We start from the raw sequence: 17259 nt of genomic DNA, 5'->3' as shown, positions 1-17259 counted from the left end.
CCTGCCCGCATAGGTTGCTTGATGCTTTTTACTTATTTAATGATTGCCTTTTTTGGAACTTTATTTTTTAATAGTTTCTTGTATGCTGCTTTCTTGGATTTCGGCACTGTGATCTTTGCTTTTACATAGATTTTTCCAAATGCCTGGCTTCCCACTGATTTCAGCTTTGTCGTCTTGATGGATACCGTTCTCAGCTTCTTGGCACCATAGAATGCTCTCTTGCCGATCTTGGTGACATTCGCGCCGATGACTGCCTTTTTCAGCTTCTTAGCGCCCTTAAAGGCATTAGATGCAATCTCTGTCACGCTGCAGGTTACTCCATTCACCTTAACGGTTTTCGCAATGGCGATTGAGGTAACATTTTTAGCTTTTACAGCCGCTGCTGTCTTCTTTACAGGGTCCAGTACCTTATAGGTTACATTCTTATAAACTACCGTGTCACCCTTTTTAAGCATATCTTTATTCTTCAGATCATTCAGCTCTTTTCTCAGCTTCTCAGCCTCCTCCTGAGCTTTTTTGAGCTGCAATTGGGCGGCAGCTTTTTCTGCTTCTGACGCATTTTTCAGTCTTTCCAGTTCAGCTTTTGCTTCCTCTTGCTCTTTCTTGGCGGCATCTAACTGCTTCTGCAGATCGTCGAGCTGCCTCTGCATCTGGTTTCTGATCAGATTCTTCTCTTCTTCCTCAGTTTTATAATAAAACTCTCCAGTTGCATAGACTTCTGCAATTACAGCTGCCTCCAAGTATGCACCAGAAACGCGAATCTGCGCATATCTGCCATTTGCACCCTCAGGAATTTCCACCTTTTCCACTCCACTTTGTGCATATGACTCTACCTGTCTCCGCCCAGTAGTAACGCCATTTTTAATGGTATGTGTATTTTCATCAAATTCCGATCCGAATACACACTCATAATACAGAACAATTCCCTTCAGTCCGTCTGACCTCTCATGGAATACAAGTTTGTTATAATTTGAGAAGTCCTCCCCCTCGGGCAGCTGAACTGTCACAACTGCAGGATTTTCCGTTGAGACCATAAACTGATCCGCATCAACTGCATCCTCAGTTTTGTACTCACTCTGCCAATTTGTACTCAGTTCTCCGTCAATAATATTCGCAACGCTCTCTGCTCCTGTATTTGCCCATGCCTTTTCAAACCGTGCTTCACGTGTCTCTTCTTCCAGCAGGGTAACAGGACAGCTTACTGTCTGTTTCTGCCCATTCACAATAGCTGTCGCTTTGATCAGTGTTGTACCGAAATTATAGAAAAGAACCTTTCCGTCTTCGTCTACAACCGCCACATCTTCATTCTCAGATGACCAGGTAACTTTTCCCAGTTCTACACCAGGTAACGCTTTCACAGACAAATAAATCGGATCTTTTGCAGTCCTTGCGATAACCTTATCCTCAGAGAGTGTAAATCCTGCCTTCTCAATTGTCAGATTATCCAAAATAAAATCTTTGTAGCCGCTGAAATTGATTTGTCCATTATACTTACCATTATATTTAGGATCATCTAAACCAGTAAACTCTTTGAGATCTGCCGCATTACCTGTAGAATATATACCAAACCAGCTCTCTCCTGAAGCACTTCCTGTAACAGTAAACGAGCAGCGTGTCGTCTTTGTGACAGCATCCTCACCCTGTCCTTGTGATGTACCCGGCATATTCAGAGCAGTAACATTATTGTTTTTCCCATCGCCAACGCGAAGCTCATACGTTCCGTCGCTTCCTGCCTGGTAATCAAAGGAAACATTGTATGTTACACCAGGTTCAAAGCGGAAGTTTTGCGGTATGGTCTGATAAATCATACTTCTATTGCCGGTAAGTCCGTTGATCTTCACTGACCAGTTTCCGTCAAGAACATCATCCACTCTCTTATCTTTGTATCCCGCCTTTGTATATTCTCCATTATACTCGGACAGATGAATCCGATTATCTGTCACCCAGCCTTCTGTCTGCTGAGGTCCTGAGATTACAAACGGCCAGATTCCTTGCACGTTATTTTCAAAGTTCTGGTTCAGTTTTGTAATTATACCGTCTGCGTTTGTCTCAACATCTGCATCCATCTCTGTCGGCACTACTCGAATGTCGTCAAAATAAACTGCTCCTTCGTCTCCACCTGCCCTGCGTCCCAGCGTCAGCGTTACCTCGCCGGTCTCGGGTGCAGTAAAGAATACAAACATATTCTGGAAGTAGCTTATTCTTCCCTCCACTCCACCTGAACCTGTGTGATGCTGATCAGAGGAAACCATGTTCGCAATATAAGATGTTCCCGTATAGTTATAAGCAATTCTCTTGCCACCTGATTTTATTTCCATGTATGCATCCGCACTGCTGCGGTTATCCACTCCAACGTAGACTGCATATCTCTGTTTTGGTGTCAGTCCGGTCAATGCTTTACTGGAAACAGCTACCTCACCGTTCAGCTTCAGCATTCTGTTTGCACTGATGTTTTCTGCAATCTCCGCTTTACCTGAACCAGTTGTTGTCCAGTAGTTGGTCAAAACCGCGCTGTCATTGAACCCTGTATCATAGATATACTGGGTGGACTGCCAATCTACTGTCAAGTTTGCCTTCTCGCCCTTATATACTACATACGGAACTTCCGCCTCAGCCTTTAAAGTAATCTTGTTATTTACAACATTTACGGTCTGCTTGTCTGTCTTTCCATCTGCCGTAAGCTTATAAACCACTACATTGCTCAGGCCCTTCCAATCATCCGTAAGTGTCCATGTAGTCGTTCCGCCCTTGGTATTCCAGTGATATAGCTTCTGGTCATTCTGAGACAATTCACTGCCGTCTGTTGCCCAATTCCATGGAATCAGATAAGTCTCATCTCCCTGGAATGCGTTGCCGACAATTCCGTCATCACCGCTCGTCACAGCTCCCTTGGAGATCTCAACACCATTCATGGTTATAGTTCTGCTTCTGTAATCATTTAGATTACTGTGGTCCGTAGATTTTCTTGTTACCACAATCTTCGTATCATCCGCTGCATCCTCTGTATTCTCCAGAGTAATCTCTTTTGTGGGTACCCATGAATGTGTATGAGTATTTTCATTTATTTGATGTGTAAATGAATATGCATCAGATTCTGGTGCATCCTCCCATTTTACCACCTGATAATGCTGTAAAAATTTAGTTATCACATTATGACGGAACATTTTTGTGATGTATTCATCATAATCTGTACGGCTTGACCATCCTTCGAAATCGGTCATCGTCAATCCGCCGAGAAGAGGTGCTTCCGCCTCACCGCCGTAAGACCCATAATCACCAATCCAGGAATCTTTTTGATGGTTGCGCAGGAATCTCATAACCTCACTGTTCTGTCCTTTTGCTGCCGCATTTCCGTACTTAAGGTCAGCAGCCCAGTGCTGCAAGGTCGAATCATACTCCATGGTTGAGCCCCACTCTGTAGTAAAACGCCACCCCAGATCATTAATCTGTTTTGCAATCTGTCTGGACTCCCAGGAATCCTCGCCATTTGTGGTTGTACCATTTCCCCAAACATCCAGGTAAATGTAGTTCAGGCCCGGTGTTTCAGAGGTCAGATTTCCATCCCCCACCTGGTCATGTAAAGATTTCAGACGGCTTGCTCTCGCTCCGCTGCCTAAATCATAATAAGAGTTGATTCCAATTCCCTGATCCAGCCAGTTCCAGCCGTAGTTTCCAGCTGAGAGATCATTGTTAAAGGCTTTCGCCTCAGTGTACATCTCACTTGCATTGATATGTACGCCAAAGATAGCACCTAATTTCTGCCCTTCCGCTATCAAAGTGTTCATGTCATCCGCTCCGCCGATACGTTTACCGATATCACCGTAATCGGGATGTCCTGAGTCATGCCCTTCTGAGCCGTAACCTTTTAAGATAATGGCCTGTCCCAGACCTTCTGTATTTAAGTATACTCTCTTCACGCCATCCAAAGTGCTGAGGAATGGATTTGCCGCCTGGCTTCCAAAGTTCATTGCAATTCTCTGGTTTACAAGTTCCGGAACTTCTTCCGACCCTTGAGGGGTATTCATAATGTCACGAAAAGCAATTGCTCCATCCTGCCAGTTTACCGTATCATCGCCATTCATTTCTCCTGCAAGAGCTACTTTCGCGCTTGGCATATCCGTATGCTCCACCACATAGCTGACAGACTCACCCGTTTTCTGATTAAGGCGGGTTGAGATCTTTCTGTCATAGTACCACTCTGCGCTGGCGAGTCCCAGGGTTTTGGCAGTTCCCTTATCTGTAACGGTTGCCTGTACACGTGTATTTCCGGCTCCTCCCGCTGCTCCTACAGGAGACGCCACATAGGAACCTGTATGCTCAGAGTTACTCCACAGGCCAGCACTCATAGAATCGTTGGATACAAATGCATACACGTAATCCCCTGTTTTAAATGTCATACTGTCTGTTACATCCACGTAGGAATCACCGCTGACTCCGGTATCACTGGAGGTCCTTGCCCCCTTCATATTTGCATTATTCTGAGCACTGTTCACTGAGAGCAGGCTGTGATTCGGGATTTCTATCCTCTGAACCGGATATTTCTCCTGCTTCTTTGTTGACCCGTCAGCCTGTGCAACCTCTTCCGTCTCAGTCAGCTTATTCTCTACTTTCGTGATGTCAAAGGAAGCTGTATTATCTTTTGCCGTAATCACTGCTGTGATTACACAGTCTATCGGATTATCCGCGCTGTCCTTTTTCAGACTCATCACGTAAGTACCTGTCGCTGCGTCAAACGTTGCCTTCAGATTGTCAGAGGTTACTTTGATAGCCTCGCCATTAATTTTAATGGTGTCAATCTTCTCCGTTTGTCCATAGAAGACTTTGTCCTTTAAATCGCCCTTTTTCATCAAGTATTTTACTACACTGGGGAAATCCTCGGCAACAAAGACATCCATTTCGGCCGTAGACAATTTCTGTACTCCTACAGATGATTCCTCCGCAAGACTAATGACAACATTCCCCAGCGGGGCATTCTGGACAGTAATAGACTGTGAAGCCGTCTCATAGCCATCTTTGTACACTTTAACCGTATGTGTTCCAGCTGGCACTTCCAACAGGGTATAAGATCCATCGGCTGCAGTCGTTGCTTTATTTCCATTCAGCTCTACTGTTGCGCCTGCGATTGCAGCACCTGCGGCATCCGTTACCTTTCCTGACACAGCATATGTAGCAACCTCCTTTTGTCCAGTATAATGTATATCAGAGAGCCATACTTCCGTAAGTTGTTTACTGCTTCCGGAACCAAAGCCTGAGCATTTAAAGCCTATCTTATTTGTATAAATAAAATCAGCGCACTCCAGGGCATCAACGATCTTGTTCTCATCCACTGTCACGGTTACCTTTTTATCCGCTGTCCAGGACACTCTCACATGTACAGAGGTATTTTCTTTAGGATAGCTGGTCCCGCTTATGGGAGTATAAGTTCCCGTACCGTCTTTATACTGCTGCCAATACCACTGTGAATAGTCATCATATCCGATAAACATTCCATTTCCCGGATCTTTATATCCCAAAAAGATACCAAATCTATTATTCTTTGGATTCTCTTTTGTGTTTACAGTGAACTCAAAAAATCCTTCCGCCGCAAAATCAAACTCATTCGGATTGACAAATACAGCAGGCCACTCTTCGGAGTTTCCATGATTATTGCCGTTTTGGGCTCCTGCTTTCAGGTATCGGGTGCCGTCAACCAGTTCATTTACAGCCTCATCACCGATTACAGTGTTTTTATCCTGGGTCCAATTATCGATAACCCCATCTTCATACACTGCCCTGCTGGCCCTGTCTATTCTTTCAGAGGGTTCTGACACATTTTGTTCCTCTGCAATCTCTGCAGCTGGTTCCGTTTCTACTGTTGTCTCTTCTGCAACTCCAAGGCCTTCCCCGGGATTTTCATCGTCCGACGTTACAGAAACTTCCGCCGCCAATGCCGTAGCAGGCGCAGCAGAAGTTGCGATCATACTGGCTGCCAAAACAATACTGAGCAGTTTTGTTACACTACGCTTCTTCATAACCTTTACCTCCATAATTTCTAATGCAGAGCAATATTTACACAGATTTTTGCCGGCTATTCTGTGTAAAAGTCCTCACCCTATCTTTATGCATCATAACAACCTTAAGGTATTTTCATTATCTCATATCCGTCAATTTACATCAATATTCCTATCCTATATATACTTTTTCATACAAATTATATACGTATTTGTACAAATCTCTGATACCGGTCATCTCTATGTAACTAGATAAAAACAGAATACCTCAATGCATATGGGGCGTTATGATTTAAAAACCATAACGCCCCATATTGGGACTGTCTGTTTCACTACAGTCCTATTTTAGGTTGTTTGATGCCAAAAATTTATTTTACTACTGCCTTTTTCAGAACTTTGTTCTTCAAAAGCTTCTTGTAAGCTGCTTTCTTAGATTTCGGCACTGTGATCTTTGCTTTTACATAGATTTTTCCAAATGCCTGGCTTCCCACTGATTTCAGCTTTGTCGTCTTGATGGATACCGTTCTCAGCTTCTTGGCACCATAGAATGCTCTCTTGCCGATCTTGGTGACATTCGCGCCGATGACTGCCTTTTTCAGCTTCTTAGCGCCCTTAAAAGCATTAGATGCAATCTCTGTCACGCTGCAAGTTACTCCATTTACCTTAACCGTTCCATAGATGGTGATAGATGCAACATTTTTTGCCTTAACAGCTGCAACTGTCTTTTTATCAGCATCCAGTACTTTGTAAGTTACGTTCTTGTATACAACCGAATCGCCTTTTTGGATGGCATTGTCACCTTTATTCAGCTTATCCAGTTTGTCCTGTGCATCCTGCAGCTGTTTTTTAAGCTGTTCCGCATCAGCCTCGGCTTTCTTAGCAGCTTCTTCTGCCGCTTTCTTCTCAGCCTCTTTCTTTTTCAGCTCTTCTGCCTGAAGTTTCTGCTCTTCTTCTTTCCTCTTCAGAGCTTCTTCCAGAGCTTTCTGCTCCTCTTCTTTCTTCTTTAGAGCCTCTTCCGCTTCTTTTTTAGCTTGTTCTGCTTCTTCCGCCTCTTTCTTAGCGTCCTCTGCATCTTTCTTTGCATCTTCCGCTTCTTTCTTCAGGGACGCTATCTGATCTTTTGCATCCTGAAGTTCCTGTTTCACCTTGTTCAGCTCTTCCTCAAGAGCAGCCTTCTCACCGGTTAGCTTATCTAGCCTCTCCTGTGCCTGCTGAAGCTGCTTATTCAGTTCAGCCTTTTCTCCTTCCGCCTTCTCTAAGTCTGCCTTTGCTTCCTCAAGCTCTTGATACAGGTTCGCGTACTCTGTATACTCTTCCAGTTTTGTTTTCGCTGCCTCCAGCTCAGGAGTTAAGGTACTCAGCTCCTCCTGGGCTTTTTCCTTTTCGGCCTCAGTGGCTTCAGGATTGTCAATAATTGCCTGCAATTCCTCAGCCTTCGCGGTTTGTTCCTTTACCTGTTTTGTCAGTCTGTTTTTCTCCAGGTAAACTTTTTCCTCTGGTGTCTCATAGGATAATGAGTAAGACGCAGTGATCTCTGCCATAGCCGCAAAGCCACCAGATCCTTGCAGTACACGAATCTGTACATATCTGCCCGTAGTTCCCTCAGGAAGTACAACAGGTACAACGGAACCTGCTTTTGCTCCTTCATCAGATACAGTAACTGCACCCGTTGCAGTACCGCCTGTGATCGTATTCTTAGCCTGATCAAATGTGTCTCCAACCACACACTCATACTTCTGAATAATACCATTTTTTCCTGACGGTCTCTGCTGGAAGGTTAAAGTATCATAGTTGGAGATATCATCTCCTTCGCTGAGGGCTACTGTAACAATGGCAGGATTGGACTCTGATACCTCAAATCCTGTACTAGCCCAATTGCTGTGCCAGTAGGTAGCTCCGCTTCCGTCAATAATGGTTTTTGCAACTCCGTTTCCGTTCGGTTCGCCAGACGGTTCTTCTGTGTTAGCCCATACATCTACAAATTTGCCGCTGCTCTGTACCTCTTTTACAAGAGTCACTGTGCATCCTAAGCTCTGTTTCACTCCATTTACGGAAGCCGTTGCTTTAATCATAGTCGTCCCATATCCATAGAATGTTACGATACCATTCTCATCTACTCCAGCTATACTTTCATCGTCAGAAGTCCACTCAATCGGTCCATCTAGTGTCACATCATTTACAACCGTAGCTTTCAGCTCTACCGTATCTTTTGCTGATGTAACACTGATTTCTGTGTCTGAGAGCTCAAAATCTGCTTTTTCAATGACCAGGTTATCCAGAATGAAATCCCTGTAACCACTGAAGTTCTGAGCATCATCCGGTTTCGCTTTGGCATCTTTCATATCCGGAGCCACATCTGTGGAATAAATACCAAACCAGCCCTGCCCTGATTCACCTGCTGTAAATGTGAACCCGTAGCGTGCGGTTTTCGCAACATATTCTCCTGTGCTCTCATCCAGATTGGTCGTTCCCCTCATATTCAGGGTATCTACAATCTCGCTTCCCTCGCCCACCTTTACGGCATAGGCTCCGTCACTTCCTGTCTGATAGTCAAAAGACACATGATAGGTAACGCCTGGCTCAAAGTGAAAGTTCTGAGGAATTGTCTGATAGATCATGCTGTCGCTTGATGACAGTCCGTTAATCTTCACTGACCAGTTTCCATCTAGCACATCATCTACTCTCTTATCTCTATAACCAGCTTTCGTGAATTCGCCATTGTACTCTGACAAATGGATTCTGTTATCTGCCACTGCATAAATCGGTGTTCCTGGTCCCGAAATTACAAACGGCCAGATACCCTGAACGCTGTTCTCAAAATCCTGGTTAAGCCTTGTGATAATGCCATTTTCGTCTTTCTCAACATCTGCATCCATAGCCGTAGGTACAACACGGATGTCATCCAGGTAAGAAGATCCTTTATCGCCGTCTTTGCCAGCCTCGCGTCCCAATACTAACGTGACATTGGACGTATCCTCAGGGGCTGTAAAGAACACGTACATATTCTGGAAATAGCTGTAACCATCTCCTGTTGTTCCACCTTCATTTGACCAGGATGCCCTGTGATGCTGGTCTGTGGCAACAATATTCTGTACAATGGATTTTCCGGTGTAGTTGTAGGCCAGCGTCTTATTCCCAGACTTGATGGACATATAAGCCCTGGCGTCACTTCGGTTGTCTACTCCCACATATACCGCATATTTTTCGCCTGCCTCCAGATTGGTCAGCTTTTCACTGGTAACAGCCACTTCTCCGTCCAGCTTCAGCATTCTGTTTGCATCCATGTTTTCTGCGATCCCTGCAGTACCTGTACCGGTCTTTGTCCAATACTTTGTAAGAGCCGCACTGTCATTGAATCCGGTATCTGTGATATATTTTGTGGACTTCCAGTTCATTTCTGTGTTTGCCTTCTCACCCCTGTAAATTACATACGGTGTCTCAGCTTCAGCTGTAAGAGTGATCTTTTTATCCACAACATTTACGGTCTGTTTGTCTGTCTTTCCATCCTCCGTGAGTCTATAAACGACTACACTTGCCTGATTCTGCCAGTCATCTGTCAGCGTCCATGTAGTTGTTCCGCCCTTTGTATTCCAGTGATACAACTTCTGGTCCGCTTCTGACAATTCCGTGCCGTCTGCAGCCCAGTTCCAGGGAATCAGATAAGTCTCCGTGCCAGGATTGGTATCGTCGCCACTTGTCACAGAGCCCTTGGAGATTTCCACACCGTTCATGGTAATGATTCTGGTTCTGTAATCTGCCAGGTTGCTGTGATCAGTGGTTTTTCTGGTTACAACCAGTTCTGTATCATCACTTGTATCCTCTGTGTTTCTAAGCGTAATCTCCTTTGATGGTAACCAGGTATGCGTATGCACTCCGCCGCCGCTCAAAGTATGATTAAATGTATATCTGTCACTTTCCGGTGCATTTTCCCATTTTACAACCTGATAGTGCTGTAGGAATTTGGTGATAACATTGTGGCGGAACATTTTGGTGATATAATTGTCGTAATCCGTACGTCCAGACCATCCTTCAAAATCCGTCATGGTCAGGCCGCCCAGAAGAGGTGCCTCTGCCTCACCGCCATATGCCTGGTAATCTGCGATCCAGGAGTCTTTTAAATGGTTGCGAAGGAATCTTATGACTTGACTGTTCTGTCCTTTTGCGGACGCATCTCCGTATGTAAGATCCGCTGCCCAATGCTGCAGGGTGGAATCATACTCCATAGTGGAACCCCACTCTGTGGTAAAACGCCAGCCAAGATCATTGATCTGTTTTGCTATCTGTCTGGATTCCCAGGAATCCTCCGGGTTAGTAGTAGTGTTATTGCCCCATACATCCAGATAAATGTAGTTCAGGCCAGGCTCTGTCTTGAAGTCACCTGCTCCCACAGCGTCTTTTAATTCATTCAAACGCGTCCATCTTGCGCCACTGCCCAGATCATAGTAGGAATTGATTCCAATTCCCTGATCCAGCCAGTTCCAGCCGTAATTACCTGCGGAAAGATCGTTGCTAAATGCCTTTGCCTCCGTATACATTTCGCTGGCATTGATATGTACGCCAAACAAAGCGCCTAATTTTTGTCCTTCGGCAATCAGAGTATTCATGTCCTCCACACCGCCGATGCGTTCGCCTACATGTCCATAATCAGGATGCCCCGAGTCATGTCCCTCCGAAGCATACCCCTTCAGGATAATGCTCTGTCCAAGACCGTCGGTATTCAGATTTACTTTCTTTACTCCATCCAGAGTCATCAGGAATGGTTCCGCTGCATGGCTTGCAAAGTTCTCAGCAATACGCTGATTCACCAGATTGGGCACATCCTCAGAGCCTTGCGGTACCTTCATAATATCGCGGTAAGCAATTGCTCCGTCCTGCCAGTCGATGCTCTTATCCCCATTCAGATCTCCCGCAATCGCTACTTTAGCATTGGGCATATCCGTATGCTCTATGACATAGCTTATCTGGTCGCCGGTTTTCTGATTGAGTCTGGTTGTTATCTTTCTGTTATAATACCACTCTGTGCTGGCAAGTCCCAGGGTATTTACATCGCCATTGGATGTGACAGTGGCCATAATGCGTGTATTTCCAGCTCCACCGGCAGCTCTCACAGGTGAGGCCGCATAAGAACCAGTGTGCTCAGAGTTACTCCACAAACCTGCACTTAATTCATCGTTGGAGACAAACGCGTACATATAATCGCCGCTCTTAAATGTCATATCATCTGTCACGTCATAGTATGAGTCACCGCTGACACCTGTGTCACTGGAAGTCACTGCTCCCTTCAGATTCGCATTTGTCTGTGTGCTGTTTACAGAAATCAAACTGTGATTGGGAATCTCAATCTTTTGAACCGGATATTTTTCCTGCTCTATGGAATCACCTGTGGCCTGTGCTACCAGTTCAGTTTCCGTCAAGTTGTTCTTAACTTCTGTAATATCGAAGGATACTGTGTTGTCAACAGCAGTGAGCACAGCTGTGATGACGCAATCCACGGGGTTCGTAGCGTCTTCTTTTTTCAAGTTCATCACATAGGTAGCCGTCTTATTTGTTTTATCTACCACTGCCGTCAGATCTGCCTTATCTATGGAAAAAGAAACTCCATTTACTACAATGGTGTTCAACTCCTCCTGCTGTCCGTAAAATGTTTTACCATCTAAATTTCCCTTCATCTGGTATTTTACAACACTCGGGAAATGTTTTGCAACGTAGACATCCATGTCATTGGTTGACAGTATCTCCGTTTCGATGGGAGCTGTTTCGGTGAGCGTAATGTCCGGAACACTGACTGCTGCTCCACTTACTTCAACATTTGTTGAAGCCGGCTCATAACCATACTTGGTCACCTGGATCGTATAGCTTCCATCTGCTACTTGCGGGAAGGAATAGGCGCCTTCATTGTCAGTAGTAGCGCTGAGATTCCCCAGCTTAACCGCTGCCCCTGCTACTGCGTTACCCTTACTATCTTTTACTTTTCCTGACACAGCATAGGCTGCTGCCTCCTTCTGACCGGTATAGTGTATATCGGAAAGCCATACTTCTGTAATCTCTTTACCGCTTGAAGCGTTAAAGGTAGAGCACTTAAAGCCTATCTTGTTCGTAACGATAAAGTCTGCACAGTCTAAGGCATCAATTATCTTCTGGTCATCTACTGTCACAGACACCTTTTTATCCGCTGTCCAGGATACCTTTACATGTACAGAGGAATTTTCTTTCGGGTAATTCGTTCCGCCGATGGGAGTATATGTTCCGCCGCCATCCTTGTATTGCTGCCAATACCACTTAGAATAGTTGTCGTATCCGATAAACATCCCATTTCCGGGATCACTGTATCCCAAAAAAATTCCAAACCGGTTATGTTCTGGATTTTCTTTGGTGTGTACAGTGAACTCAAAAAATCCTTCCGCTGTAAAATCAAACTCATTGGGATTGACAAAAACAGCCGGCCACTGTGCGGGGTTATTATGCGCATTTCCATTCACGCTTCCTGCTTTCAGATGACGCTTGCCATCCACAAGCTCATTCACTGCATCTTCACCCAATACAGTACCCTCATCCTGTGTCCAATTATCCTTGGCCCCGTCTTCATAGACAGCTCTGCTGGCTCCAACGAGACTTGCAGAGGCCTCTGACAGAGCTGACTCAGCTGCAGTCTCTGTGACGGGCTCAGTTACTTCTGTCTCTTCCGTGGCATCTTCTTCAATTCCAAGGTCTTCCCCGGTAGTCTCCTCATCTGCAGTTACAGAAACTTCTGCTGCTAATGCCGTTGCTGGCACTGCAGAAGTTGCAATCATACTGGCTGCCAAAACGATACTGAGATACTTTGTTACACAACGTTTCTTCATAACTTTTACCTCCATAATCCCTAATGCAGAAATCATAACTGCTGTGACATTTGCCGGCTATGGACAACAAATACCTTCCCGCATTATTTCTTTGCATCATACAACCTTAAGGTTCTTTTATTATCGCACATTTAACTTTTCCCATCAATGTTCCTGGTTAATTTATACATTTTCGTGTAAATTATATACTATTTTGTGCAACTTCTCCCCAAATAAACTCTACGATTATTTACTTTCTTTCCGCTAAATGCACAAGACAAGCCATCATTTTAATCCATTTGTGCTCAAAGCAGAAAAAACAGGAGGATACCCCTCCTCCCTATGGTTTAAAACCACAGTTCTGGGGCATCCTCCCGTTTAAAACTTCGCTATTTTACTCTCACGGGTTTCTTACTGCTATAGCTGGTATAAATCTTCTTACCGTCTATTGTTCTGTAAGCCCTCACGCGGAAGTAATATTTTCCTTTGCTCTTCAGTTTCTTAATTATTCTCTGTGTTGTATCGCCGCCCTTCACAGTGGTTGTCTTTGCTTTCTTAAACTTGGAATTAGCCGCGTACTGGATAACATATCCCTCGGCTCCCTCCACCTTCTTCCAGCTCACTTTCGCCTGTTTTTTCTTCGGGCTCTTTACAGACTTGATGGCTGTTTTGCTGGAGGTGAATTCCTTCTTAGCAAAGAGTTCTTCCATCTGTTTCTGAAGTTCTTCTGCTCTCTGAAGTGCTTTCTTGGCTTCTTCTAACTTAGCATCTGCCTCCTCTTTCGCTTTCTTCAGGATTTCCTCTGCCTTCTTCAGAACTTCTTCTGCTTTCTTCTGTGCCTCTTCTGCCTTCTTCTGGGCTGCTTCTGCTGCTGCCTGAGCTGCCTTGGCGGCCTCTGCGGCTTTCTCAGCTACATCTGCCTGAGCTGCTGCGGAGTCTCTCGCTGCTTCTGCTGCCTGAGCTGCTGCTTCCGCTGCATTTTTAGCTGTCACAGCTTCATTCTTGGCGGTCTCAGCTGCTCCCTTGGCAGTCTCGGCTGCTTTCTGAGCTTTCTGAGCTTCTCCCAGAGCCTTGTTTGCATCCGTAGCTGCTTTTACAGCGTCATCCTTGGCCGTCTCAGCTGCTTTCTGGGCTGCTTTCGCAGCGGTCTCGGCTGCTTTTGCATTTGTTTCAGCTGTCACTGCTGCGTCTTTGGCTGCCTCTGCCTTTGTCTGGGCATCCTTAGCTGCTGTCGCGGCGGTCTCTGCCTTTGCCTGAGCTGCTGCTGCTTCATCTTTTGCAGTTTCCGCCGCGGTCTTCGCTGCCTCAGCTTTTGCCTGGGCATCCTTGGCTTCCTGTGCATTTGCACCTGCTGTATCCTTGGCATCCTCTGCTGCCTTCTGTGCAGTTTCAGCTGCTGTCTGTGCCGCCTCGGCTTTTGCCTGGGCTGCCTCAGCGTCCGCTTTTGCGCTCTCCGCTGCTGTCTTGGCTGCTGTAGCTTCCTCGGCTGCAGTTTCCGCTGTGGTCTGAGCTGCCTCTGCCGCTGCCTGGGCTTTCTCTGCTGCCGCCTGAGCTGCCTTAGCTGCTTCGGCTGCATCGTTTGATACTTCTACCTGAATTTCTCTTAAATCATCCTGGCTGGCTTTCAAGCTTTCCGTGATCTTGTCAAGTTCTGCCTGAGCTGCTGCCCTGTCCTCCTCTGTAATCGCAGCATCTAATTTCTCTTGTGCCGCTGCTTTTTGCTCTGTCTGGATTTTAACGATACCAGTCATAGCATTAAAGAGACCTCTGTTGTTTTCGCTGAGTTCTGCCTGGGCTGCTGCTTTTTCTTCCTCTGTGGTGGCCGCTCCCAGTTTTTCCAAAGCTTCTGCTTTTAACCCTGTATGAACCTCAGCACTTTTTGCATAGACGTCTAAAAGTTCATCATTGAGCTGATTGATCTTATTTTGGGCAGCTGCCTTTTCTTCCTCTGTTGCATCTGCCGAATTCAGAATCTTTTCTGCTGCCTTTTTCTGGTCTTCCTTTGCATCAGCCTGGTTGCTGTACAGGTATGCTCTCTCCTGGGGCGTGTCATACGATGAAATAGTATCGATCAGGATATCTGCAATAGATGCAAAGCCGCCGCTTCCCTGCAGAACTCGAATCTGCAGATAGTGTCCGCTTCCACCCTCCGGCAGTGTTAATGTTTCCAATGACCCACTTTTGTTGTTTTCAGCAACAACCACTCCTGTTGATTTTCCATCTGTTATTGTATGGGTTGACTGATCAAATGTGTCGCCAATAACCAATTCGTATTTTGAAACCAATCCATTGGCCCCTGATCTCTGTCTAAATGCAACATTATCAAATCCTGCGATATCCTCTTTTGTCTTTACCGTGATGATTGCCGGATTGCTTTCCGATACTGCAAATCCTGCTCCAGACCATTGGGAATGCCATATAGTGCCGGAGTTTCTGTCTGCTACATTGATTGCTTTCCCATCTTCGCCAGCAGTTTCCTGGGTGTTTGCCCACACACCGTCAAAGGTGGCTACTTGTTCGTAATCCTTCTCTAATTTCACAGTGCAGCATAAGTATTGTTCTACTCCGTTGAAAGTTGCAGTTGCCGTAATCAGGGCTGTACCGAATCCCACAAAGCTAACGGTTCCGTTCTGATCCACATAGGCTACACTTTCATCTGAAGACTCCCATGTCACCTTGGTGTCTTTATCTTTTTCATTTAAAAACTCTACTGACAGCGGGAATTTATCCTTTGCTGTGGTTGTCTCAATATTCGTTTCGGAAATTTCCATGCCGGCTTCGCTAATTGTCAGGTTATCCAGAATGAAATCCTTATATCCGCTAAAGTTTTTAGGTCCGTCACCAGCACTCGCTAAATCATGAAGATCCGGTGCGGTGCTTGTGGAATAGATTCCTACCCAGCTCTGCCCAGACTCACTTGCTGTAAAGCTGAATGAGTACTTACTTGTCTTCCCGATAGCTGCCGGCATAGCAAATGACTCCACATTTGTCCTTGTTCCATCTCCTACACGGACTTCATAGGTCCCTTCGCTTCCAATGTCATCAACTTAACCAAATTTAAAGAGTACCTTGACAACTAAATAATGTACAAAAAATTTCGAATGACAAATCTAATAATTTAAGGTAAACTTAAAGAGACCAAGCGAAAAATACACAAGGCCTAAATAAAATTCATATTAGCGTGTGGTTTTATTTATGATTAAGAATGTATCTTTTCACTGTTCTTGGTCTCTTGCGCTCAGAATGTCGTCCGGGACGAATCGCTGAGCGCTTATTTTTTAGGACTTCCGACATCTTTTCCAGTATAGGTATCCTGGGGACAGCACCATACAACAGCACTACCATATTTTCACGCATTAGGTTTATCACCGCAGTTATGGATATCTGGTATACCCACTTACTCGCTTTCTTTTTTGTCCTTCTTTTTTCTGCTTCTCTTTTTAGCATTGCAGAAAGGTTTAATAAAAGCAGGCAGACGTAAAAATCCTGGCGTATCCCATCCGGACGGTATCCGGTAAACTTTTCCAGCTCTGTTTTATGTTTGATGTCTAGGTATTTTGTCTCAATACTCCAGCGCAGATGATATAAATGATAGAAGTCTTCCACTGTGTATCTGGGATCGAACAGGTTGGTGGCCAGATACTCTGTTTCCCCGGAGGGGAGATGGATTTTTAGGATTCTTTTTACAATGGAGTGGTTCCTGCTGTCTATAATGATGTTATCGTCTCCTTCCATATCCAGCACTGCCTTGGGGACGGCGCTCTGTAAACGGACTAGATATTGATATCCATGGTTTTTCAGGAACAGGTACATTTCCCTGGATGGGTATCCGCGGTCCAAAAGAATTAATTTTTTGGAACTGGTGAAAGAAGCGTCATCTGTTTTTTCAATCATGTCATAGCAGTCCTTTCGTTCAGAAGAAAACCGCCGTCCGATCACTGCATCTATAACGATATCATTTAAAACATCATAGAAAATAGAGGCAGAAGCAGAGGCATAAGTCTTTTGAGCATTTCCACAGGAGCCAAAGGTATCCCTGTTTTGGGGAGTATCCGGAAGAAGGAGGGAGGTGCCGTCAACAGCAAAAACGCGGTATCCATGCAGGGTGATCAGATCTTTTTCTATGCAGAAGCGTTTTGCCGACTGCCGAAACGCTGCATAAAAAGCCCCTGGATGGATCTTATAACGGGCTTTCGAAAAGGCCTGTGGTGAAAATACAGGTATGTCGCGGGAAGCTTTCATAAGAAAGGAAGACAGTTCTGTATGGAGCGAACGTTTTTGCGAAGAACAGATACAATAGAAAACCGTCTTAAAGTCCAGAATGCGTTTTCTGGAGAAAGCTTTTTCAGAAGTCCGGTTGTCCTTAATGAACTGAGGGTCGTCAAGTAACTGGTCCAATAATCCAAAGGTCTGATTTAAAGTATCAAACATAGGCACACCTCCTAATA

Annotated in this window: 4 protein-coding genes; all 4 read right to left on the bottom strand. The window is 45.1% G+C overall.

The annotated features are described in order from the left end of the window. Positions 1–32 precede the first annotated feature (32 nt). Positions 33–6011, bottom strand: a complete 5979-nt coding sequence (locus tag AC0THY_RS08590) for an endo-alpha-N-acetylgalactosaminidase family protein (RefSeq protein ID WP_489994013.1) — start codon at positions 6009–6011, stop codon at positions 33–35. A gap of 347 nt (positions 6012–6358) precedes the next feature. Further along, positions 6359–12832, bottom strand: a complete 6474-nt coding sequence (locus AC0THY_RS08585) for an endo-alpha-N-acetylgalactosaminidase family protein (protein WP_489994012.1) — start codon at positions 12830–12832, stop codon at positions 6359–6361. A 368-nt stretch (positions 12833–13200) separates the two neighbouring features. Next, complete coding sequence (locus AC0THY_RS08580; RefSeq protein WP_489994160.1) at positions 13201–15849, bottom strand: fibronectin type III domain-containing protein; 2649 nt, start codon at positions 15847–15849, stop codon at positions 13201–13203. A 151-nt stretch (positions 15850–16000) separates the two neighbouring features. Continuing rightward, positions 16001–17242, bottom strand: coding sequence for an IS4 family transposase (locus AC0THY_RS08575; protein WP_489992825.1), 1242 nt, complete (start codon positions 17240–17242; stop codon positions 16001–16003). Between the last annotated feature and the right edge of the window lie 17 nt (positions 17243–17259).

The sequence above is a fragment of the Ruminococcus sp. 8Y-12 genome, from assembly GCF_058119865.1.
This window is presented reverse-complemented; position numbering and strand designations above follow the sequence as displayed.